Raw genomic sequence first — 22,805 nt, forward strand, 5'->3', positions numbered from 1 at the left:
TGGTGCAGACCTGTAGAGGAACCGAGGCGGCGGTCCCTCTGCAGGCGTGCCCGGGCAAGCATTTAGAGAGATGCAGGCTACAGGCCCGTCGGGGTCAATGGCGCGGTGTCTCGGGGTTTGATTGTGAGCCGACGCCGGGTGGCGCGGCAGCCAAGGGAGAAGACGATGAAGCGTCGCGCATTCCTGATTTCCACGGCCGGCACCGTTGCCGGAATGATGATCCTGCCGAAGCTGTCCTTTGCAGCCGAAGGCCAGATCGACTGGTATACCGGTTCGGATGCCAATGTGCTCGATTTCTGGACCAATACGGTCAAGCCGGCTTTCGAAGCGGCGCATGAGGGCGTGAAGCTCAATCTCGTCGATGCCGGTGACAATGCAGGCATCCAGTCGATCGCCGAGCGCGCCATCGCGGCGATGCAGACGAACACCGACCCGCAGGCCGATTACTTCGAGCATACCGATCCGCGGCTGCCGAAGGGCGCTATCGAAGCGGGCCTCTACGTCAACATGAAGGAAGCCGGACTGTCGAACTATTCGAAGGTCAATCCGCTCGCCATCGACAGCGACTACTCGCTTCCATATCGCGGCAGCCAGGTGCTGCTCGCCTACGACACCACCAAGCTGTCGGCTGCCGATGCGCCGAAGACCTGGGATGCGCTCGTTGCCTGGATCAAGGCAAATCCCGGCCAGTTCGTCTACAACCGCCCTGACAAGGGTGGTTCGGGCGGAAACTTCGTGCGTCGTGCCATCCATCAGGCAAACGGCCTCGACCCCAAGGCCTTCACGGTCGATAACTACACCGAAGCCTTCGGCAACGAGGCCCTCGGCAAGGCCTGGGAACTGCTCAAGGACATCGCCCCGTCGCTCTACGACAACGGCGCCTACTCCTCCGGCAACACCCAGTCGATCCAGCTGCTCGCCCAGGGCGTTGTAACCATGACCCCGGTCTGGTCCGACCAGGTTCTCCAGGCGATCGATCAGGGTGTCCTGCCGGAAACGACTGGCATCGTGCAGCTTCAGGATCTGGCTCTTTGCGGCAACTTCTCGCGCGCCGTGGTGCTTGCCAACGGCAAGAACCGCGACGCAGCCCTGAAGCTGGCCGATTTTATTCTGACCGAAGAGATCCAGGGTGCCATCCTCTCCGAACTCGGCGGCTTCCCCGGCGTCAGCTGGGAACATGTCTCCGCCGATCTGCGCGAGAAGTTTGCCGACATCATCCCGAACAGCATTCCGACCTTCCCGGCAGGCGCCTGGGAAGTCGCGGTCAATGACGGCTGGTACCGTAACGTCGCCCCGACCATCGACCGCAAGTCGTGAGTTCAGGCGTGACATCGTCTGCCATGTCAATCAAGACGTCGGGCAGGGGGCTTGTTGGCCTCCTGCTCGTCGCCCTGCCGGTTTCGCTCGTCGGATGGTTGGTCATCTGGCCAATCATCAGTGCCGTTCTGCGTACGGTGTGGCGTGCCTCGCCCGACGGTGAGGCGGGCTTCGACCTGTCGAGCTACATCTTCTTCTTTTCCGACGCTTACAGCCTCAACAATCTCAGCCTGACGCTCTGGACCACGGCGGTCTGTGCCCTGCTGCTCCTGGTCGTGTCGCTCCCGATCGCGCTTTATCTGCGCTTTGCCCGGGGCGGCATCGCCTCCTATGTGCAGGCGCTTGCCATCCTGCCGATGTTCGTTCCATCGATTATTCTCGCCTATGCCCTGATCCGGGTGCTCGGGCCGAACGGCATGGTCGACCTGCTCCTGAACTTCGCCGGCCTGCCGAAATTGAGAACGCCCTATCTCACGCCATGGGGGCCGGTGATCGGCCTGGTCTGGGACAATATTCCGCTGACGGTGCTGATCCTGCTCTCGGGTCTCGGCTCGGTGAGCAACATGGCGATCGAGGCTGCGCGTGATGTCGGCGCAAGCCGGCTTCGCGTCCTCCGGCATATCATTCTGCCGCAGATCACCAATTCCATTCTGGTGGCACTGTCATTTGCCGTGCTCGGCATCTTCTCCGCCTTCACGCTGCCCTATCTGCTGGGCCCCGCCTCGCCGGAAATGATGGGTCCCTTCATGCAGCGAACATTTAGGGATCTGAATGACCCCGTTAGCGCCATTACCCAGGCTGTGATCACCTTCGGCTTCTGCATTGTCTTTGGCCTGTTCTACGTGCGCTCCGTCGCCCGCAACCAGGGGAGATGAGGCCCATGAACCTACCCATTGCCCCACCGCGCAGGATCGATGGCACCGGCATCCTGCTCGCGCTCGTGCTTTCGATCGTCGTTGTCCTGCCTTTGCTCGTCGTCGGCGTCTGGGCCTTCACCGAGGTCTGGCGCTATCCCAACGTCCTGCCACAGCAGTTCGGTCTGCGGTTCTGGGAGCAGACGCTGAACCGTTCGGACGTGTGGAACGCGCTATGGCTGAGCCTGACGCTCTCGGCCGTGGTGACGCTTGCCTCGGCGATTATCTGCCTGCCGGCGGCTTATGCCTTTGCGCGGATGCGCTTTCCAGGCCGAGACCTGTTGTTCTTCTCGTTTCTCGCAGGCCATGCCTTCCCGAAATTCGGTCTCCTCGTCGCCATCGCCGCGATCTTTCTGCAGCTCGACCTGATCGGCACTTTCTGGGGTGTGGCACTTATCCAGCTGGTCAACACGCTGATGTTCATGATCTGGATCCCGGTTGCGGCCTTCCAGGCGGTTGACCGTCGCATGGAAGAGGCCGCCCGCGACGTGGGTGCAGGCCCGTTCCGTGTCTTCTGGTCGATCACGCTGCCCCAGGCTGCGCCGACAATTGCGGCGGCCCTTCTCCTGACATTCGTCGGCACCTTCTACGAGACGGAAGGCGCCTGGCTGATCGGCGCGCCGGGCATCCGCACCATGCCCGTGCTAATGATCAGCTTCATCAACAACCAGATGGTCATCCAGTTCGGCGCGGTCCTGTCCGTCATGCTCTGGGTCCCGTCCTTCATCGCCCTGATGTTCGCCCGCCGGGTGATCGGCGGCAACGCCTTTGCCAAGGGCTTTGGTGGATGAACAACAGCCTTACAGGAATGCCAAGATGTCCAAACTGAGCATACGGGCGGTCTCCAAGGTCTTCAGGGCCGGAACCACCGCCGTCGACAGCGTCTCGCTCGATGTTGCGGATGGCGAGCTGGTTTGCCTGCTCGGCCCTTCCGGCTCCGGCAAGTCGACCTTGCTGCGCATGGTGGGCGGCTTCGAACAGCCGTCATCGGGCACCATCGCGATCGACGATCAGGACGTGACCCGACTGCCGCCGGAGCAGCGTCCGACGGGCATGGTCTTTCAGAGCCATGCGCTCTGGTCGCATATGAATGTCTTCAACAACCTCGCCTTCGGGCTGAAGTTGCGCAAGCGTCCGGCTGCCGAGATCCGGGACAGGGTCGAGGGCGTGCTCGAGCTGGTCGGTCTGAAGGGCTACGACCGACGCATGACCAACGAGCTCTCAGGCGGCCAGCAGCAGCGTGTGGCACTCGCACGCTCTCTCATTCTCGAGCCGAAGATTCTGCTGCTGGACGAGCCCTTCGCAAGCCTCGACCAGCATCTTCGGGAGCGGTTGCGCGAGGAGGTGCGCGACATCCAGCTTCGCCTGAAGATCACGACGCTGTTCGTGACGCACGGGCAGGACGAGGCGCTCTCCATGGCGGACCGGATCGTGGTCATGCAAAATGGCAGGACCGAGCAGGCCGATCGGCCGGAGATCATCTACCGCGATCCGCAAACGCCGTTTGTCGCAGGCTTTATCGGCACGATGAATTTCGTCGAAGGTAGGGTCGAGAACGGCCGTTTCGTGCATCCCGACCTGTCTGTGGATATGCCCGTCTCGGATGGCCCGGTCACTCTGGCGGTGAGGCCTGAGGCACTCGACCTGGTCAGCACGGAAGATGGCGTGGCAGTCGTCCACCGTGTCACCGATTTCGGAACCCATGGTCTCGTCGATCTGCATCTCTCCGATGGCACGCGGCTCAAATCCCTGGTGCGCAGCCCCGAACCGTTCAGTTCCGGCCACGCCGTGGATCTGCGCCCCCGCGCCTTTGCCGCCTTCCGCGACAACGTCAAACTCTACCGGTCCTCCGATGCAGCCTGATCCGATCTTCATCGACCATCAGGGCCAGCGGACCCTCATCAAGTGGCACCGGGCGCGGAGAAAGGCGTCCGATGCCGAGTTTACACCGACCCGCATTCTCGAAGCCATGCGTCTTGGCGCAAGTGTCGAAGTGGATCTCGTGGTGCATGCCGACAAGGGTTTTGCGATCCTGCATGATCTCGAACTCGATCACGGGACCACCGGATCCGGCCTCGTCTGCGAGACATCAGCCGAAACGCTGCGCCAGCTTTTCTTGCGCGGCAACGACGGGGAGCCGATCGCTGACCGGGTGATGTTGCTCGAGGATCTCTGCAACCTGCTGGCTGCAAACCCTGCCCATCCCGATGCCCTATTGCAGCTCGACTACAAGGAAGACCTGTCGCGCCTGTCGCCGGCCGTCATCGCCAATTTCGCGGCGGCCGTCTCCAAGGTAGCGCATACGATGATACTCTCGGGTGGCGATAGCGCCGCCGTCGCGTCTCTGGCTGCCGCCACGCCGGGGCTCAGAACCGGATACGACCCGACCTATGTCGGGGTTCTCGATGACCTGCAAACCAGGGAGGACTTCTCCCGCTTCATAGCGACCGCCCTGAAGACAGCACCGGAAGCGGCGATGATCTATCTCGATTACGAGCTCATTCTGGCGGCGGATGCAGCGGGCGTCGATCTGATCGGCGCAGCCCATGCCGACAACCGGCGTGTCGATGCCTGGACGATCCGGGCGATCACGCCTGTCACGCTTGCGAAGGTCCGCCGTCTCCTCGACCTGTGCGTCGACCAGATCACCACGGATGACCCCGAAGGTCTCCTTCTTGCATTGGCCGAAGGAGCCGCTTGATGTCGATCGATCCCGCAATCGTTCTGGCCGACATGATCGAGGCCGCGCGGCGCGCCGGCGCGCTGACGCTAGAGCATTTTCATCGCAGAGAGACGCTCGAAATCGGCGTGAAGGGACCGGGCGATTTCGTCAGTATTGCCGATGAGCAGTCCGAAACGCTGATCCGCGATCACCTGCTGACGCGCTATCCCGACTGGAGCCTGAGCGGGGAAGAATTTCCGCCGGTCAAGGGTGTCGATGACACCTACCGCTTTCTCATCGATCCGATCGACGGAACCACCAATTTCCTCTGGGGGCTCGACTACACGATCACGATTGCCTTGCGGCGGGCCGGTGAGACGATCTGCGGTCTTGTCTACAATCCGGTGACCGACGAGATGTTCACGGCCCTCAAAGGGCAGGGTGCTCATCTCAATGGCAAGCGGCTCGAAATGCGCGACAGCGCCGATTTCAGCCATATGGTGGTCGGAACCGGCCTTCCCACACCGAACCTCTCGATGCATCCTGGGGCCTATGCGCGGCTGGATGCAATCCGCGCACCGATCGGCGCTGTCCGCGTCCAGGGCAGTGCCGCCAATTGTTGCGCCTATGTCGCTTGCGGTCGCTTCACCGGCTACTTCGAGCAGACCGGTTTCGTCGATACCGCGGCCGGCATTCTCCTGGTGGAAGAAGCCGGGGGGGTCGTGACCGACTGGTGGGGGCGGGGGCCGGAGTATTTCGAGAAATCCGGTTTGCTGATCGTCGCCAATCCCGGCACGCACCGGTTTCTCTTGAGCCACCTGTCCAGCGTCGAACGGGCGGACTGAGGTTTCGGATCCTGTCAAGCAACCATCGAAGCGGGGCCGGAAGGCCCCGCTGATGTATCGAACGGATGGTCTCAGTTGAGACGCGCGCCGTCTGCGTCGAAGTAGTGCAGGTCCGATGCCTTCGCGCCGATCTGCACCAAGTCGTCCATCTCGATCCGCGAGCGACCCGCCACGCGGAAGACGATGTCGCTGCCATCGGCAAGCGTACCATGCACGTAGCTCTCCGCCCCGACCAGTTCGACAGCAGCGACCTTGACGCTGGCGGTGAAGATCTCATCCCCCGGCACGTCCGTGATCAGGTGGAGGTCTTCCGGGCGGATGCCGAGGGTCGCGGTGCCTGACGGAACCGACGCTTCCGACGTCATCGACCAGCTACCGGTCGCCGTCGTCATCTGCAGCAGGTTCATCGAGGGTGAACCGATGAAGGTCGCCACGAAAGTCGTTGCCGGACGCTCGTAAAGCTCGATCGGGGTGCCCACCTGTTCGATTCTCCCGGCATTCAGCACCACGAGCCTGTCGGCGAGCGTCATCGCTTCCATCTGGTCGTGGGTCACGTAGACGCTGGTTGTGGCGAGCGACCGCTGCAGCCGCTTGATCTCGACGCGCATCTGCACGCGCAGCTTCGCATCAAGGTTCGACAGCGGTTCGTCGAAGAGATAAGCCGCCGGCTCGCGGACGATGGCGCGACCCATGGCAACGCGCTGACGCTGGCCGCCGGAAAGCTGGCGGGGCTTGCGCTCCAGGAACTGCTCGATCTCCAGTGCCTTGGCCGCCTGCTCGATGCGACGATCAATCTCGTCCTTCGGCGTATTACGGTTCTTCAGACCGTAGGCCAGGTTCTGGCGAACCGTCATGTGCGGATAGAGCGCGTAGTTCTGGAACACCATGGCAATGTCGCGCTCGGATGGTTCCAGCTGGTTGACGACACGGTCGCCAATCGCGATCTCGCCGCCTGAAATGCTCTCAAGGCCGGCAATCATGCGCAGCAGCGTAGACTTGCCGCAGCCGGATGGGCCGACGAGAACAACCAGCTCGCCATCTGCGATTTCCAGAGACACGCCTTTGATGGCTTCGACATTGCCATACATCTTGCGGACATCGTTCAAAACAATCTGGGCCATTACTTTTCTGTCTCCACAAGACCTTTGACGAACCATCGCTGCATCAGAACGACAACGATGATGGGAGGGATGATGGCGAGGATCGCCGTAACCATGACGTAATTCCAGGGCGTGGAGGCGTCGGTAAAATCGACCATGCGGCGAAGGCCGATGATGATGGTGTTCATCTTGGCATCGTTCGTTACCAGAAGCGGCCAGAGATACTGGGTCCAGCCATAGATGAAGAGGATCACGAAGAGGGCTGCGATATTGGTGGTCGACAGCGGCAGCAGGATGTCCTTCATGAAGCGGAACGGCCCCGCATTGTCGATGCGCGCAGCTTCAACGAGCTCGCCCGGTATCGTCAGGAAGAACTGCCGGAACAGGAAGGTTGCCGTCGCCGACGCCATCAGGGGGAGTGTGAGCCCCGCATAGGTATCGATCAGCCCGAGATCAACGATGACCTTGTAGGTGGGCAGAATGCGCACCTCGACCGGCAGCATCAGGGTGATGAAGATCATCCAGAAGAAGAACATCCGGAACCGAAAGCGGAAGAAGACGATCGCGAAGGCCGAGAGGAAGGAGATGATGATCTTGCCGACGGCGATCGCAATCGCGACGACGAAGGAATTGAACAGCAGCCGTTCGAGGCTGACGCCGACGACGCGTTCGACGCCGCCGGACATGGCTTCCGTGTAGTTTTCGACCAGATGGTCGCCCGGCAGCAGCGACATCGGCGGCCGGATGATGTCCTGCGAACTCATCGAGGACGCGATGAAGGTGTAGTAGATCGGAAAGGCAACGACGATGATGCCGATGACGAGGATAAGGTGGCCAATCAGATTGGCGATGGGGCGTTTTTCAATCATGTCCGGTCCTCAGCCGTAATGAACCCGCTTCTCGACGAAGCGGAACTGGAAGGCAGTCAGGCCGATCACGATGATCATCAGGATCACGGACTGCGCTGCGGATGAGCCGAGGTTCAGGTTGACGAAGCCATCATTGTAAACCTTGTAGACCAGCGTTTCGGTCGCCTTGGCCGGGCCACCTCCGGTGACGGCGTGGATGATGCCGAAGGTATCGAAGAAGGCGTAGACCGTGTTGACGACCAGCAGGAAGAAGGTTGTCGGCGCCAGAAGCGGGAAGATGATGGTCCAGAACCGTCGGCTGCCGCGGGCCCCGTCGATCGCGGCCGCTTCGATCAGCGACTTCGGGATTGCCTGAAGGCCTGCAACGAAGAACAGGAAATTGTAGCTGATCTGTTTCCAGGCGGCTGCGAAGACGATGAGCGCCATGGCCTGGTCGCCCTTCAGAAGCGGATCCCAATCGAAACCCGTCGAGCGCAACAGATAGGCAAGCGTTCCCATGGCCGGGTTGAACATGAAGAGCCACAGCATGCCGGCAACGGCAGGCGCTACGGCATAGGGCCAGATCAGCAGCGTGCGGTAGAAGGTCTGCCCGCGGACCACCTTGTCGGCCGCTGTCGCCAGAAGCAGCGCGACCGCCATCGAGACGAGAGCCGTCAGTGCGCTGAAGACGATCGTCACCTGAAACGAATGCAGGTAGTTCGGATCGGACAGAATGTTGGAGAAATTGGCAAAGCCCACAAAGGTGCTTTTTAGCCCGAACGGATCTTCCCTCAGCATGGACTGATAGATCGCCTGGCTTGCTGGCCAGAAGAAAAATATCAGCGTCAGGATAATCTGCGGCGCCAAGAGCAGGTAGGGCAGGATTTTGTTCGGGAAGTGAACCGTGTGCAAGGCGATGCTCCTCAGCCGGCCATGGAAAAAGCACTGCCCGCACCTTGCGATGCGGGCAGTGTCGTCATTTGGTCAGATCAGTTGCTGGAAACGGCTGCGATGGCCGCATTGCCACGATCAACGATCTTGTCGAGCGTGGTCTTGGCATCCTGCGAGCCGGCCAACATGGCTTCGAATTCTTCGTTCATGATGTCGCGAACCTGCGGCAGGTTCGGCAGACGCACGCCCTTGGAGTTTTCAGTCGGTGCCTTGCCGGTCATCTGCAGGATCGGCGTTTCACGCGCCGGGTTCTTTTCGTAGAAGCCCGAGGACTTGGTCGCCTCGTAGGCGGCGTTGGTCACCGGAAGATAACCGGAAACCTGGTGCAGGCGTGCCTGGATTTCCGTCTGCGACAGGAAGTTGAAGAACTGGGCGATGCCCTTGTATTCTTCATCGCTCTTGCCACCGAAGACCCAGAGGCTGGCGCCGCCCGGAATCGTGTTCTGCGGGCCATTGCCGTCATAGTAGGGAAGCTGGCCGATCCCGTAGTTCATGCCGGACTTTACGATGTCGCCGAGGCCACCGGAGGACTCGGTCATGATCGCGCATTCGCCCGAAAGGAAAAGCTGCTTGGCTTCCGAGGTGCGGCCGCCGTAACGGAACACACCGTCCTTGGCCAGATCGGCGATCGACTGGAAGTGCTGGACGTAGAGATCAGAATTGACGTTCAGTTCGACGGTACCACCGGCAAGACCGTTTTCGTTGGTGCCGTAGGAGACGTTGTTCCAAGCTGCAAAGTTCTCGGTCTGAATCCAGGTCAGCCAGGTGGAGGTCAGGCCGCAAGGGGCAGCGCCGCTGTCCTTGATCTTGCGCGCGGCTTCGAAGACTTCCGGCCAGGTCTTCGGCGGGTTTTCTGCATCGAGACCGGCCTTCGTGAAGGCGTCCTTGTTGTAGTAGAGAACTGGCGAGGACGAATTGTAGGGGAAGGACAGCATGGTGCCGTCAGGCTTCGAATAATAGGCAACGATGCCGGCCAGATAGTCGGACTTGTTGAACTCGAAGCCACCCTTCTGCAGCACCTCGGCGACCGGAACGACGGCGCCTTCTGCGCCCATCATCACGCCCGAGCCAGCGTCGAAGACCTGAATGATGGCCGGCGGCTGCTTGGAACGGAATGCGGCGATACCGGCATTCAGCGTTTCCGGATAGGTACCCTTGAAAACGGGCGTGATCTTGTACTCGCTCTGGCTTTCGTTGAATTCCTTGGCCAGCTGGTCGACAACTTCGTTGTTGGCGCCGGTCATGGCATGCCACCACTGCAGTTCGGTCGCGGCAAAGGCAGAAGAGCCGAAAGAAAGCGAAAGGGCGAGGGTCGCCGCGGATGCAGCGAAACGTTTCGTGGACATGGTGCCTCCCTGATGTTCCACCTGGCCAAGCGACAGGCTGGCCAGACTAGCCCTACGAAGATCCTCCCAGATCTGCGTGAGCGTACTTCGTTTGAAGCGTCCCACATTCAAAACGAAAACATATGAACCTGCAACGAAATTGTGACAGTCGGTTGTCCCGAGCTGTGCACAATCAAAGATCGCGATCTGATGCTATTGAAAACGCGGGCGGAGAGGGCATCAGGTCGGCAAAAGGCTCGCCTTCTCGATCCCTCGCGACCACTTTCGCAAAGGCCGGATGAACGGCATCTCGATCACATGCACGTGAAAGCGCGACCCATCGACCCGAACGCTGGTTGAAGATGAGCGGTCCGACAATAGAGGATGCTTGAGCTTGCCGGGTGGAAAAATGCTTTCGAATATGCCACATCCATCCTCGGAAGGACGATCATGGACGATCAAGACCTGAGGCATCACACGCCGCTTCGGCAGCGCGCTCACCTCAAAGCCGTCATTGCAAGTCTGTTTGCCTCGCTGCTCCTGGTGTTCGGCGGCGATGCTTTCGGTCGTCTTCAGCACGGATCCTCCAACGCAAGGGTTCTGACCCTCTCGGATGCCGGGCAGCTCGTCGCCGGCGCCGTGAGCGACACGCGCTATGTCAGCGCCTCCGAACGGTCTTCACGACCGAAGCTGAAGCCCGGCGACGCGGGTGATGGCTTTGTTGTCCCCGAGATCCACGCTTTCCAGACGAGCCGACACAGCGATCTCGTTCAACGGATCCTTTCCGACCGCGCCGTCATTCGCCCGCCGCTTGCTTATCGGTCGCGCGCACCCCCGACGATCCAGCCCCTCGCCTGACCGTTTTGCCGCCATCTCCGTGATGGCTCGAACCGTTTGCGCCACTGCTCGTCAAGCAGCGGTCGCATCATGCTGGATTGTCAAATGAAGAACTCTATCACCAAGGTGATGGGCTACATGCTCGTCATCGTGCTCGGCCTGCTCGTGGCTCTGCCGAATGTGCTTTCCGACGCAACTCTGTCCCGTTTTCCTTCGTTCATGCCCCATGAGCGCGTCTCTCTCGGTCTCGACCTGCGCGGCGGCTCCCATCTTGTTCTTGAGGTGGATCGGCCTGCCATGGTCGATGAATGGCTCCAGAGCCTCGCCCAGGAAGCGCGTACCACCCTGCTCGAAGCCCGCATCCAGACGCGCAGCATCCGCCGGGACGACAATGCCCTCAATGTTACGCTGGCTGATCCCGCCCAGCTTGCGGCAGCGAGAGAAGCGCTGGCGGTGCTCAATAACCCTGCCGCCACGGTGACCGGAAGCGGTCTGCCGGAGCTCGACGTTTCCACAAGCGGCGGCGACACGCTGCGCATGGCGCCGACCGAGCAGGGTATCACTGCGCGCCTCAGCCATGCGGTCGACCAGAGCCTCGAAGTCATCCGCCAGCGTGTCGACCAGGTCGGGGTGGCCGAACCCACCATCCAGCGTGTCGGCAGCGATCGTGTTCTCGTCCAGCTTCCCGGAGAGCAGGATCCGTCACGGCTGCGGGCGCTTCTCGGCACGACCGCGAAAATGAGCTTTCATCTGCTCGGCGAACCGGGTGCTGCAGGCGTCAAGACGCTTAGGGATGACGAAGGTCGCAGCTATCCGGTACAGGCAACGGTCCTGCTGGCCGGTGACCGGCTCACCGATGCGCGCGTCCAGTTCGACCAGCAGGGCGGCCAGCCCGTGGTCTCCTTCCGCTTCGACGGTGTCGGCGCCGATCGCTTCGCCAGGATCACGCGTGACAATGTCGGCCGCCCCTTCGCGATCGTCCTCGATGATAAGGTGTTGAGCGCACCGGTCATCCGCGAACCTATCACAGGCGGCGCCGGGCAAATCTCCGGCGACTTCTCGGTCGATGAGGCCAATACGCTTGCGGCACTCTTGCGCGCCGGTGCTTTGCCGGCCAAGCTCACCGTCATCGAGGAGCGCACCGTCGGCGCCGACCTCGGTGGCGATGCGATCGAGATGGGTATCGTCTCGGGTCTTGCCGGCTTCGGCCTCGTCGTTGCCTTCATCGTCGCGCTCTACGGTGCCTGGGGCCTGCTCGCCGTGCTCGCTCTGACGCTGAACGTCATCCTCACCTTTGCAGGGCTGACCATTGTGGGTGCGACGCTGACCTTGCCAGGGATCGCCGGGATCGTGCTTGGCATCGGTCTTGCGGTCGATGCGAACGTCTTGATCAACGAACGTATCCGCGAGGAGGCCGCCAAGGGGCGAGGGGCCTTCGCGGCCATCGACCACGGTTTCGCCAAGGCCTATTCCACCATCATCGACAGCAATGTCACGGCCCTGATCGCAACCGTGCTCCTGTTCTGGTTCGGCTCGGGCCCGGTCCGGGGCTTTGCCGTTACCATGGGCCTCGGCATCGCAATCTCGATGTTCACCGCCGTCTCGGTCGTCCGTGTCGCCATGATTGCCATCGCTCGCCGCCGGAAACTGAAGACGATCACCATCAAGCCGCTGTTGCCGTTCAAGCTGATCAAGGATGGCACCAGGATCGACTTCATGAAAGCGCGCCTGTTCGGTATCGGTGTTTCGGCATTTCTGTCGATCTCGTCGATCATTCTGTTCATCACGCCCGGCCTCAACTACGGCGTCGATTTCAAGGGCGGCATCCAGCTTGAACTGTCGACAACCGGGCCCGCCGATCTAGGCCGTCTGCGCTCCGGGATCGAGGGATTGAACCTCGGCGAAGTCGCCTTGCAGGAGTTCGGCGACAGCAATCACGTCATGCTGCGCCTTGAGCGGCAGCCAGGGGGAGAACAGGCCCAGACGGACGCGGTCACCAAGGTCCGCCAGACGATCCAGACGATCGACGCCTCGGCCAGGATCGAGCGGACCGAGGTGGTCGGCCCCAAGGTCAGCGGCGAACTGGCAATGGCGGGACTGACCTCCGTCATTCTCGCTTCGCTGGCGATGCTCGTCTACATCTGGGTGCGCTTCGACTGGCCGTTTGCCGTCGGTGCGATCGCGACCCTGATCCTCGATGTCACGAAGACGATCGGCTTCTTTGCGCTGACAGGGCTCGACTTCAACCTGACGGCGATCGCGGCACTGCTGACGCTGGTCGGCTACTCCGTCAACGACAAGGTGGTGGTCTATGACCGAATGCGCGAGAACATGCGCCTCTACAAGGCGATGCCCTTCCGGGACCTGATCAATCTCTCGATCAACGAGACGCTGGCCCGAAGCCTCTACACGTCTGCGACGGCCTTCCTCGCCATGCTGCCCATGGCGATCTGGGGTGGTAGTGCGGTCGAGAGCTTTGCGGTGCCAATGGTCTTCGGCATCTTCATCGCGGCGTCGTCTTCGGTCTTCATTGCCGCGCCGATCCTGTTGTTCCTCGGAGACTGGCGGAGCCGCAGACAGATCCGCAATCAGGAGGCTCTGCAGGTAGAGCCTGTGTGATCAATGCACGAGGCGGGCTGGTTTTATAGCTCGCCTCGTCTAGGCTTCAGGCTGAGAAGAGCAGAAGATGCCGGGAGAACCATTCTCGCTGGTGAAGCGGAGGCCTGCCTTCTCGAAGGCCAGTTTCAGCTGCGCCTCGGTCGATCGGTGCACGCCATGGCGCTGGCCTTCATAGTCACGGATGGTGCTACGGGAGACAAGCGACTGCAGCGCCAGCTCCTCTTGCGTCCAGCCCAGGTAACCACGGGCCGCACGACAGAGGGCAGGCGAAAAAACAATGTGGTGAGCGGATTGAACCATCGTCATAACTGACCATATAAGCGGATATTGACCATTTAGGGTGATTGCAGCGGGTTTTCCAGTCTGCGCTTTTTGTCATCCGCGCAGATTTCGTCGGGGGATATGGATTTGGGATAACGCTGGACGCTTCGAGCCTTTTGCTTCTGCTGCTGGTCCTTCCGTTCGTCGGCAGCCTTGGCTCGGCTTTCATTCTGAATACGACGTCCCGTGATCTTCCGGTCTTCGTCGCGGGCGCCACAACGCTCTTGACCCTGATTCTCACGGCATCGGCCTATCCCTTCGTGACGCAGAACGGCGTCCTGCGGTTCACGGCCGAATGGCTGCCGCAGGTCGGGCTGGATTTTTCCCTGCGGCTCGATGGCTTCGCCTGGATCTTCTCCATGCTGGTCACGTCGATCGGCTTTCTCGTCATCCTTTATGCCCGCTACTACATGGGCAAAGACGACCCTATCCCGCGGTTCTTCTCATTCCTGCTGGCCTTCATGGGGGCAATGCTCGGCATCATCGTCTCGGGCAATGTCATCCTACTCTCGATCTTCTGGGAACTGACCAGCATCTTCTCATTCCTGCTGATCAGCTACTGGCACACCAATGCCGCAGCCCGCGACGGTGCGCGCATGGCCCTGACCATCACCGGGATCGGTGGCTTCTGCCTGCTGATCGGCATGCTCCTCCTCGGCAAGATCGTCGGCAGCTACGATCTCGACAAGATCCTGGCTTCAGGCCAACTGGTGCGCGAGCATCCGCTCTATTTGCCGACCTTGATCTTCATCCTGCTCGGTGCCTTGACGAAGAGCGCCCAGTTCCCGTTCCATTTCTGGCTGCCCAATGCGATGGCAGCCCCCACGCCGGTTTCCGCCTTCCTGCATTCCGCAACCATGGTGAAGGCAGGCGTCTTCCTGCTCGTGCGCTTCTGGCCGGTGCTGTCGGGGACCTATGAGTGGTTCATTATCGTCGGCCTGGCCGGCATCTCGACCCTGTTGCTCGGCGCCTTCCTGGCAATGTTCCAGCGGGACCTGAAGGGCTTGCTCGCCTACTCGACAATCAGCCATCTCGGTCTGATCACGACGCTCCTCAGTCTCGGAAGTCCATTGTCGACGGTGGCGGCGATCTTCCACATGCTCAACCACGCGACCTTCAAGGCTTCGCTCTTCATGGCGGCCGGCATCATCGATCACGAGACGGGCACGCGTGACATGCAGCGGCTGAGCGGCCTCTACCGCTTCATGCCGGCAACGGCCACACTGGCCATGGTCGCGAGTGCTGCCATGGCCGGCGTGCCTCTGCTGAACGGATTTCTCTCCAAGGAAATGTTCTTTGCGGAAGCCGTCGAGACCCATGCGGATTCCTGGCTCGATGTGATCCTGCCCTATGTCGCGACGCTCGCCGGCGTCTTCAGCGTCGTCTATTCGCTCCGCTTCATCCACACGGTCTTCTTCGGCCCACTGCCGAAGGATCTCCCCAAGCAGACCCCGCATGAGCCGCCGCGCTGGATGCGTGTTCCCATCGAGATCCTCGTGGTGGTCTGCCTCATCGTCGGCATCGTGCCCGCCCTTTCCATCGGCCCGTTCCTGCAGACGGCCGTTGAGAGCGTGCTGGGTGACCAAACCCCGGAATACAGCTTGAGCGTCTGGCACGGCTTCAACGTACCGCTGCTGATGAGCCTGGTCGCTCTGCTTGGTGGTATCGTGCTCTATGTCGCGATGCGGGATTATCTGTCGCGTTGCGAGGATGGGCCCCCCTATCTCCGTCGTCTGCGTGGCCAGCGCCTGTTCGAACGGGTCCTGGTCACCGTCTCATGGCGCTGGGCGCGTCTCGCGGAAAGCCGGCTCGGCACCCGCAATCTGCAGCCGCAACTGCGCTGGATCGTGGTCAGCGGTTTTGTCGCGGCAACCCTGCCGCTTTACTTCTCGGGCTTCGAACGCCGGCCGATCGTCTTTTCCGCCATCGATCCGGCCTTTGGCCTTCTCTGGCTGGTCGGCATGGCGCTTGCGATCGGCGCTGCGGTTTCCGCCAAATACCATCGTCTGGCAGCCCTGATCATGCTCGGCGGGGTGGGGCTGATCGTCTGCATGACCTTCGTCTGGCTGTCGGCGCCTGACCTTGCGATCACCCAGTTGCTGGTGGAGATCGTCACGACCGTTCTGATCCTTCTCGGCTTGCGCTGGTTGCCGAAGCGCAGCCCCGACCGAGGCGAGGTCATGACCCTGAAAAGTCGGTTCCGGCGTTTCCGCGATCTTTCGCTGGCGATCGCCTGCGGCATCGGCATGTCGGTCGTTGCCTTCACGGTGATGACCATGCCGGTGCCGGATGCCATTGCCACCTACTTCCTTGAGAACGCCTACACCCAGGGCGGCGGACGCAATGTCGTCAATGTCATCCTCGTCGACTTCCGGGCTTTCGACACGCTGGGAGAGATCGCCGTGCTCGGCATCGTCGGCCTGACTGTCTACGGTCTGCTGCGCCGTTTCCGTCCGGCCGACGACAGCATGGCTCTTCCCGAGCAGCAGATCAGCCAGAACCGTTTCGATGCGGACCAGCCGGAGCGGTCGCCGGGCGACATGATGCGCGACTATTTGCTCGTGCCTTCGGTGCTGATGCAGTGGCTCTTTCCGGTCATCATCACGCTTTCCGTCTATCTCTTCATGCGTGGTCACGACATGCCCGGCGGCGGCTTCTCGGCCGGTCTGACATTGTCGATCGCCTTCCTGCTGCAATATCTGGCGGGCGGCACGCGCTGGGCGGAAGATCGCATCCGCATCCTGCCGTTGCGCTGGATGGGAGCCGGCATTCTCACGGCGTCGGCCACGGGTATCGGGGCCTGGCTCCTCGGCTATCCCTTCCTCACCTCGCATTTCCGCTATCTGGAAATACCCCTCATGGGCAAGGTGCCGGCCGCATCCGCGCTTCTCTTCGATCTCGGCGTCTTTTCGCTGGTGGTCGGCGCGACGGTGCTGATCCTCACGGCGCTCGCCCACCAGTCGATCCGCATCAACCGCTTGAGAGCACTCGAAGCCAAGGGGGAGAAGCGCTGATGGAAATCATCCTGTCGCTCGCCATCGGACTGATGACCACCTGCGGCGTCTGGCTGATCCTGCGTCCGCGCACCTATCAGGTGATCATCGGACTGTCGCTCCTGTCCTACGCAGTGAACCTCTTCATCTTCGGCGTGGGCGGGGTGAAGAGCAACATGCCGCCGATCCTCGAGGATGGCGTCGTCTCGACGACGCTGAGCGACCCCGTGCCCCAGGCCCTGGTGCTGACCGCCATCGTCATCGGCTTTGCCACAACGGCTCTTTTCCTCGTCGTGCTGCTCGCCGCCCGCGGACTGACTGGCAATGACCATGTCGACGGGAGGAACGAGTAACCGTGATCGCCTGGAGCCACCACCTCATCGTCACCCCGATCCTCCTGCCGATGATGACGGCAGCGATCCTGCTGTTCATCGACGAACGCAACAGGACGACCAAGGCGCTGGTCAGCCTGACGGCGACGGTTCTGCTGCTCGCGAATGCACTCGTTCTCTTCCTGATCGAGAGCGGACCGAACAGTTTCGACAATGTCTATCTGCTCGGCAACTGGGCCGCCCCCTTCGGCGTCGTGCTCGTCATCGACGGGCTTTCGGCGATGATGCTGTTGCTGACCGCGGTCCTCGCCATCGCGGCCTTGGTCTTCTCAATGGCCAAGTGGCATGCCGTCGGAGCCCATTTCCACACCCTGTTCCAGCTCTTGCTGGTCGGCGTCAACGGCGCGCTGCTGACCGGCGACCTGTTCAATCTCTTCGTCTTCTTCGAAGTCATGCTGGCAGCCTCTTATGGATTGCTGCTGCACGGCACGGGCACGCTGCGCGTCAAGTCCGGGCTCCACTACATCGCCGTCAATCTGGTCGCTGCCCTCTTCTTCCTGATCGGGGTCAGCCTCGTCTACGGAACCGCCGGCACGCTGAACATGGCCGACCTTGCCCTGCGCATGCCGGAAATGGAGCCGGACCGCCTGATCCTGATGGAAGCTGGCGCTGCGGTGCTGGGCGTCGCCTTCCTGATCAAAGTCGGCATGTGGCCACTCTGCTTCTGGCTGCCGACCGCCTACAGTGCTGCTTCCGCCCCGGTGGCGGGCATGTTCGCGATCCTGAGCAAAGTCGGCATCTACGTCATCCTGCGCCTGACAATGCTTCTCTTCGGCGATGGTCCCTCGGCCGGCTTCGGGGCGGAGGTCCTTCTGCTCGGCGGCATGGCGACGCTCGTCTTCGGAACCATCGGCGTTCTCGCATCCCAGGCCCTGGGGCGTCTCGCAGGCTATTCGGTCCTCGTTTCCTCCGGAACGCTCTTGATGGTGCTCGGCATTAATGACGGCGTCGTCTCCTCCGGTGCCCTGCTTTATCTCGTCAGTTCCACCCTGACGATTAGCGCCTTTTTCATGCTGATCGAGCTGGTGGAGCGCGGACAGGATGCTGGCGCGAACGTCCTGGCGGTGACGATGGAGGCCTATGGCGACGGCGAGGAGGCGGACATGGAGGACGGCGAGGGCACGACCATGCCCGGGACCATGGCGATCCTCGGTATCTGCTTTGCCGCCTGCGGCATCCTGCTTGCCGGCCTGCCGCCGCTTTCGGGTTTCATCGCCAAGTTCGCCATGCTGTCTGCCATGATGGGCACGGGCTCGATCGGCACGACGCCCGATATCGCCGTCTGGACCCTGATCGTGCTGGTCATTCTCTCAGGCGTCGCGGCCCTGATCTCCATGACCCGTGCGGGCATACGCACCTTCTGGGGATCGATCGAAGGGGCCGTGCCACGGGTGCTCGTGGTGGAACTCGTTCCCGTGATGTTACTGCTGTCGATCACGCTGGGTCTGACCATCAAGGCAGGACCGGCGATGACCTATATGGACACGACAATCCGGACACTCTCCAACCCGTCCGCCTATGTCGATGCGGTCCGCAACGCCTATGTGGTACAGGACGAGAGCCCTTCCGGCACGAAAGCTGAGGGAGGAAGCACGCCATGATCCCTCATCCGCTTCTCAGCCTTGCACTCTTGCTGATGTGGCTGCTGCTCAACGATTTCACCCTTGGTCATCTGCTGCTCGGATCGGTCGTGGCAATCTTCGGCGGCTGGGCCATGGCTTCGCTCAGGCCCGATAAGCCGAAGATGAAGAAGTGGTATCTGCTGCCCAAGCTTTTTCTGATCGTCTTCGTCGATATCATCCGCTCGAATGCTGCCGTCGCCCTGCTGATGATCAGCGGCAAGCGCCGGAAGCAGACATCGGGCTTCATCACGGTCCCGCTCGAAATCGAGCATCCGACCGCGCTTGCCATCATGGCCGTCATCCTCACCAGTACGCCGGGCTCGGCCTGGCTTGCCTACGACGAACGCAGGAAGACCGTCCTGATCCATGTTCTCGACCTGATCGACGAGGAGCAATGGATCGAAAATATCAAGCATCGCTACGAACGCCTGCTGCTGGAGATCATTGAATGAGTGCCATCATTCTTTTCACCGCCGTCTCGATTGCCACGGTGTTGCTCGGGCTCGCCCTGATCATCGCGGCCGTGCGCATCTTCATCGGCCCGCGTGCCCAGGACCGCATCCTCGCCCTTGATGCATGTTATGTGATCGCCATGCTGATGCTCGTCACCTTTGGGATCGGCAGTGGCCGCTCGGTCTATTTTGAGGCGGCCCTGGTGATCAGCCTCCTGGGCTTCGTGGCAACCGTGGCGCTCGCCAAATTCCTCATGCGCGGTGAGGTGATCGAGTGACCATGCCAGTCTCCGATCTTCCTCTGTGGGTGGTGATGGCGGTCTCCACCTTTCTGCTCCTCGGCTCGGGCCTTACGCTGCTTGGTGCCATCGGGCTGTTGCGCCTGCCTACCTTCTATCAGCGGATTCACGCGCCGACCCTCGGCACGAGTTGGGGCACGGGCGCAATCATGCTGGCCTCGATCCTCTATTTCTCGATCGTCGGCTCGCGCGCCGTTTTGCACGAGATCCTGATCGGTGTCTTTGTGACGCTGACGACCCCGGTCACCCTCATCCTGCTGGCGAGGGCAGCGCTGCACCGCGACCGCACCGAAGGCAATACGTCCGTTCCTTCGGCCAATCCGCCGCAAGACCAGCCCTGACCCTCGCGGAGAGGGGGCGGGCTCCGCTGCTTCCGTCGAAAGTCCCTTTGGGAGCTCCGAACACAGCACTTGTGATCAGTTATTATAGTTGATAGTTCCATTCATCTTTTGGAGGCGGTCGCGTCTTGCGATCCGATCCCCCTTGTTTGGAACTTCACATGCGCCTGTTCTTCATTGCGGTCCTCTCGCTGTTTTGCCTTTCCGGCCCTTCGGCCGCACAAGACCCCGGTTGGGACCCGCGCATTGCGACCGGGACGCTCGACAACGGCCTGCGCTACTTCCTCCATGACAGCGGCAAGGAGGCCGACCCCTTCAATATTCGCCTGATCGTGCATGCAGGCTCTGTCGACGAACCTGTGCCGAGCGGGATTGCCCATATCCTAGAACACATGGTGTTCCAGACGAACGCGGCGCGCGGGCGCTCCATGCACGAGGAAATCGAGGCGCTCGGCTGGCGGACCGGGGTGCAGATCAATGCGGTGACGCGGGAGGCGGAGACACAGTTCATGCTGCGCACCCGCCCTGATGATGCGCTCGACCTCGCGGGATCGCTGCAGTTCATGGCCGATCTGGTGATGAAGCCGGCACTGGAGGCTGAGGACTGGGAGAAAGAACGCTTTGTCATTCTCGAAGAACTGCGTCAGACAGTAAGCGTCGCAGACCGGGTCAGCCGCCTGAAGAAGGCCGCCCTGCGCGCGGGCTCGCGGTATGTCGACCGGCCGACAATCGGCACGCATGCCGGCATATCGCGCACCTCGATCGAGGAGATCCGCAGCTTTTACGAAAGCTTCTATCGCGCCTCCAACATGACGCTGATCGTCTCCGGCCGTATCGACAAGGAAGCGGCACGTAAGGCCCTTGAGAGGGCCTTCGGTGCGGCACCGAGGCTGCCCGCACCGGAGCGCGACTACCGTATCTTGCCCCTGAAGCAGGGTCTGAACGTCAACTTGGTCCAGGACGAGCAAGGCTCGAGCTCGCAAGTGACCTATGCCCTGCGGCTCCCCATGCCGAACCGGCTGACGGATGCGGGCCAGATCGCCTATCTGCAGCAGTATTTCCTGACGCGGCTGATCCGCGACGCCGTGCAGGCTGAGGCACCGTATCATGCGGCGGTCACTGACAGCCTTGGCTTTGCGGCGCAGGAAACGACCGAGGAGCGGCTGATCCTCGCTTTCAACGCCCGCACCGACAACCACGCAGCTGCTATACCCGTTCTGATGGAAACAGTCGAACGGCTGCGGCGTGACGGTGTGGCGCGCGACGGGTTTGAAAGCCTGATGACGCGCGCCCGAGCCATCAACGAGAACAACAAAAAAGCAGCCGAGAACCGAACCTATGCGGAATGGGAGGACCGGATCGCCTCTGCGGTTCTGACCGGCTCGGTCGTCGATGATCCCGCAACCCGCACGACCCGCACGGCCGCTCTCCTCAATCGCATCGCGTTCGAGGGTCTCAATAAGCGCCTGCGGGAGATGCTGGCAGCCGAGGATCAGGTCCTGTTCTACCAGGTGCCGGGCGGCGTTTCGGTGACGCTGCCGACGGTTGCCACCGTGGAAGCGGAACGCGCGCGCTGGGCGGCCATGGCTGACCTTCCGCCACGCCAGCCACGGACACCAGAACCTGAGATTGCGACCGCCGCACCCGTATGGCCAGCCGATCGACAGGTGGCTCGATCCGGCCGCATCTCCGCCGAGCGCCGCACCGGAAATCCCGATGTCATCGAATGGACGCTGTCGAACGGGGACGCGGTGGTCTGGCTGGTGCGGGATACGCCGGATGGCAAGGTCTATCTCTCGGGCCAATCGCGTCCTGGCTACAGGAATAGCCTCTTCGACAGCCAGGCCTCCCAGGCGGCGGTCCAGCTTTTTGATCAGAGTGGCTTCACCTTCTGGAGCCAGACCGAACACGATCTCTGGGTAAAGGAGCAGACGCGGCAGTGGAGCATCGCGCTCAAGGAAGGCGATCTCGACGCCGGCATCGCTGCGGCCCCGGGCGATCTCCCGGCCCGCCTTGAGACCTATGCCGCAATGATTGCTTTCGGCGGCGTAAGGCCGGAAGCTGTCGAGGCCCTGCACGCGCAGATCAACGACCAACGGCCGGATGAGCTTGCCGCACGGCGCACCGAACTGCTTTACGGCGAAGCAGGTGCAGTCGAAACCTTGCAGGACCTGAAGCAGATGGATGCGGAAGAGTTGAGCCAAATCGCCCGCACCCACTTTCTCCAACCGGTGACCTGGTATGCCGTCGGCCCCGAGCCCGGCTCTGAGATCCGCGACAGCTTCGCCTCCGTGATCGGCGCCGTCCCGCGTGCGGCCTCGATGACGACGGAGGTTGCCCTGCAAAGGGCCGGGCGGCATGCGGCACAGGTCGAAGTCTTTCCTGACGATCGCGCTCGCGTCGAGATTTCCTTCTTCGCCGGGCTCGACTGGACGCCCGAGGCAAGCTTCGTCATCTCGACGCTGACGCCGATTGCCCAGCAGAACCTGAAGAAGGAACTGCGCAATGTTCTCGGTGGCATCTACAGCCTTGAATTCGAGCTGGAGGCCGATCCCGATCAGGACCGGGTTCTCGGCACGCTCGCCTTTTACTGCGCGCCGGAACGCACGGAGGAATTGACGCAAGCCGCATTTGCCGTACTCGATCGCATGCCGGAGATTGCCAGACAGGCGGATGTGGAGAAGATCCGCACGGACATCGCCTTTGCCGAAGAAAGTCGCCTGACTGATCCCAATACCTGGTTGCGCCGCCTTGCTCTCAGCCACCGCCGCTACGGCGACGCTGGCTATCTGCGGCGCATGCAGGGTCTCGGCGAGCGGGTCACGGCGCAAAGGCTTGTCGCTCATGCGAAGCATATCTTCCGCACCGGGAATGTCGCTGTCCTCACCAAGTTGCCGCTTGGCGCAGCCGCCATGGCGGAACGCGAAGTAGAATGACGGGGGTGAAGGCTCTGGCGGAGCCATTGCGCGC

The 22,805-nt window shown here is 61.7% G+C and carries 20 protein-coding genes; 15 read left to right on the forward strand and 5 right to left on the reverse strand.

Translation table 11 applies throughout. The annotated features are described in order from the left end of the window. Positions 1-165 precede the first annotated feature (165 nt). From ACQKP1_RS03605 to ACQKP1_RS03630, 6 genes are read left to right on the forward strand one after another with little or no spacing between them, the layout of a single operon-like run. The gene (locus ACQKP1_RS03605; protein ID WP_427274220.1) at positions 166-1,317 is read left to right on the forward strand and encodes an extracellular solute-binding protein; all 1,152 of its coding nucleotides are present in this window, start codon (positions 166-168) and stop codon (positions 1,315-1,317) included. Between the two features lie 23 nt (positions 1,318-1,340). After that, entirely contained in the window at positions 1,341-2,192 is an 852-nt protein-coding gene (locus ACQKP1_RS03610) for an ABC transporter permease (RefSeq protein WP_203012877.1), read from the forward strand. Positions 2,193-2,197: 5 nt separating this feature from the next. Continuing rightward, the gene (locus ACQKP1_RS03615; RefSeq protein ID WP_427274221.1) at positions 2,198-3,022 is read left to right on the forward strand and encodes an ABC transporter permease; all 825 of its coding nucleotides are present in this window, start codon (positions 2,198-2,200) and stop codon (positions 3,020-3,022) included. Between the two features lie 25 nt (positions 3,023-3,047). Further along, positions 3,048-4,094 (forward strand): ABC transporter ATP-binding protein, encoded by a 1,047-nt coding sequence (locus ACQKP1_RS03620; protein ID WP_427274222.1) that lies wholly within the window; start codon positions 3,048-3,050, stop codon positions 4,092-4,094. Continuing rightward, positions 4,084-4,932: a glycerophosphodiester phosphodiesterase gene (locus ACQKP1_RS03625; protein ID WP_427274223.1), complete on the forward strand. Its 849-nt coding sequence runs from the start codon at positions 4,084-4,086 to the stop codon at positions 4,930-4,932. Before ACQKP1_RS03620 ends, ACQKP1_RS03625 begins: the two co-directional genes overlap by 11 nt. Further along, positions 4,932-5,738: an inositol monophosphatase family protein gene (locus ACQKP1_RS03630; RefSeq protein ID WP_427274224.1), complete on the forward strand. Its 807-nt coding sequence runs from the start codon at positions 4,932-4,934 to the stop codon at positions 5,736-5,738. Before ACQKP1_RS03625 ends, ACQKP1_RS03630 begins: the two co-directional genes overlap by 1 nt. 71 nt (positions 5,739-5,809) lie before the next feature. Here the strand turns inward: ACQKP1_RS03630 and ACQKP1_RS03635 are convergent, their stop codons facing one another. The 4 genes from ACQKP1_RS03635 to ugpB form a co-directional block, all read right to left on the reverse strand. Next, the gene (locus ACQKP1_RS03635) at positions 5,810-6,859 is read right to left on the reverse strand and encodes a sn-glycerol-3-phosphate import ATP-binding protein UgpC (protein ID WP_427274225.1); all 1,050 of its coding nucleotides are present in this window, start codon (positions 6,857-6,859) and stop codon (positions 5,810-5,812) included. Further along, entirely contained in the window at positions 6,859-7,707 is an 849-nt protein-coding gene (ugpE, locus tag ACQKP1_RS03640) for a sn-glycerol-3-phosphate ABC transporter permease UgpE (RefSeq protein WP_153761468.1), read from the reverse strand. Before ugpE ends, ACQKP1_RS03635 begins: the two co-directional genes overlap by 1 nt. Before the next feature lie 9 nt (positions 7,708-7,716). Further along, positions 7,717-8,598 (reverse strand): sn-glycerol-3-phosphate ABC transporter permease UgpA, encoded by an 882-nt coding sequence (gene ugpA, locus ACQKP1_RS03645; protein ID WP_427274226.1) that lies wholly within the window; start codon positions 8,596-8,598, stop codon positions 7,717-7,719. 77 nt (positions 8,599-8,675) lie between these two features. Further along, positions 8,676-9,983, reverse strand: a complete 1,308-nt coding sequence (ugpB, locus tag ACQKP1_RS03650) for a sn-glycerol-3-phosphate ABC transporter substrate-binding protein UgpB (RefSeq protein ID WP_427274227.1) — start codon at positions 9,981-9,983, stop codon at positions 8,676-8,678. Between the two features lie 429 nt (positions 9,984-10,412). Here ugpB and ACQKP1_RS03655 point away from each other — a divergent pair, with 429 nt between their 5' ends. Both ACQKP1_RS03655 and secD read left to right on the forward strand, forming a co-directional pair. Next, positions 10,413-10,820: a hypothetical protein gene (locus tag ACQKP1_RS03655; protein ID WP_427274228.1), complete on the forward strand. Its 408-nt coding sequence runs from the start codon at positions 10,413-10,415 to the stop codon at positions 10,818-10,820. 84 nt (positions 10,821-10,904) lie between these two features. After that, entirely contained in the window at positions 10,905-13,418 is a 2,514-nt protein-coding gene (secD, locus tag ACQKP1_RS03660; protein WP_427274229.1) for a protein translocase subunit SecD, read from the forward strand. A gap of 39 nt (positions 13,419-13,457) precedes the next feature. Here secD and ACQKP1_RS03665 read toward each other — a convergent pair whose 3' ends face one another. Next, entirely contained in the window at positions 13,458-13,718 is a 261-nt protein-coding gene (locus tag ACQKP1_RS03665; RefSeq protein ID WP_425958197.1) for a helix-turn-helix domain-containing protein, read from the reverse strand. 113 nt (positions 13,719-13,831) lie between these two features. On the opposite strand from ACQKP1_RS03665, the gene ACQKP1_RS03670 reads away from it, so the two are divergent. From ACQKP1_RS03670 to ACQKP1_RS03700, 7 genes are all read left to right on the forward strand, one after another. Beyond that, on the forward strand, positions 13,832-16,753 hold the full coding sequence (locus ACQKP1_RS03670) for a monovalent cation/H+ antiporter subunit A (protein ID WP_427276391.1): 2,922 nt from the start codon (positions 13,832-13,834) through the stop codon (positions 16,751-16,753). After that, a complete protein-coding gene (locus ACQKP1_RS03675; RefSeq protein ID WP_006726487.1) occupies positions 16,753-17,085 on the forward strand; it encodes a Na+/H+ antiporter subunit C in 333 nt (110 codons plus the stop codon). The genes ACQKP1_RS03670 and ACQKP1_RS03675 overlap by 1 nt, the downstream gene beginning before the upstream one ends. 2 nt (positions 17,086-17,087) lie before the next feature. Continuing rightward, complete coding sequence (locus ACQKP1_RS03680) at positions 17,088-18,725, forward strand: monovalent cation/H+ antiporter subunit D (RefSeq protein WP_427274230.1); 1,638 nt, start codon at positions 17,088-17,090, stop codon at positions 18,723-18,725. Continuing rightward, positions 18,722-19,198, forward strand: a complete 477-nt coding sequence (locus tag ACQKP1_RS03685) for a Na+/H+ antiporter subunit E (RefSeq protein ID WP_203012908.1) — start codon at positions 18,722-18,724, stop codon at positions 19,196-19,198. The genes ACQKP1_RS03680 and ACQKP1_RS03685 overlap by 4 nt, the downstream gene beginning before the upstream one ends. Then, positions 19,195-19,476: a K+/H+ antiporter subunit F gene (locus tag ACQKP1_RS03690; RefSeq protein ID WP_203012909.1), complete on the forward strand. Its 282-nt coding sequence runs from the start codon at positions 19,195-19,197 to the stop codon at positions 19,474-19,476. The genes ACQKP1_RS03685 and ACQKP1_RS03690 overlap by 4 nt, the downstream gene beginning before the upstream one ends. After that, positions 19,473-19,838 (forward strand): monovalent cation/H(+) antiporter subunit G, encoded by a 366-nt coding sequence (gene mnhG, locus ACQKP1_RS03695; protein WP_427274231.1) that lies wholly within the window; start codon positions 19,473-19,475, stop codon positions 19,836-19,838. The genes ACQKP1_RS03690 and mnhG overlap by 4 nt, the downstream gene beginning before the upstream one ends. Before the next feature lie 158 nt (positions 19,839-19,996). Then, entirely contained in the window at positions 19,997-22,771 is a 2,775-nt protein-coding gene (locus ACQKP1_RS03700; protein ID WP_427274232.1) for an insulinase family protein, read from the forward strand. Positions 22,772-22,805: the final 34 nt, after the last annotated feature.

The sequence above is a fragment of the Allorhizobium sp. NPDC080224 genome (assembly GCF_050281005.1).
In the GTDB taxonomy this organism is placed as follows: Bacteria; Pseudomonadota; Alphaproteobacteria; order Rhizobiales; family Rhizobiaceae; genus Allorhizobium.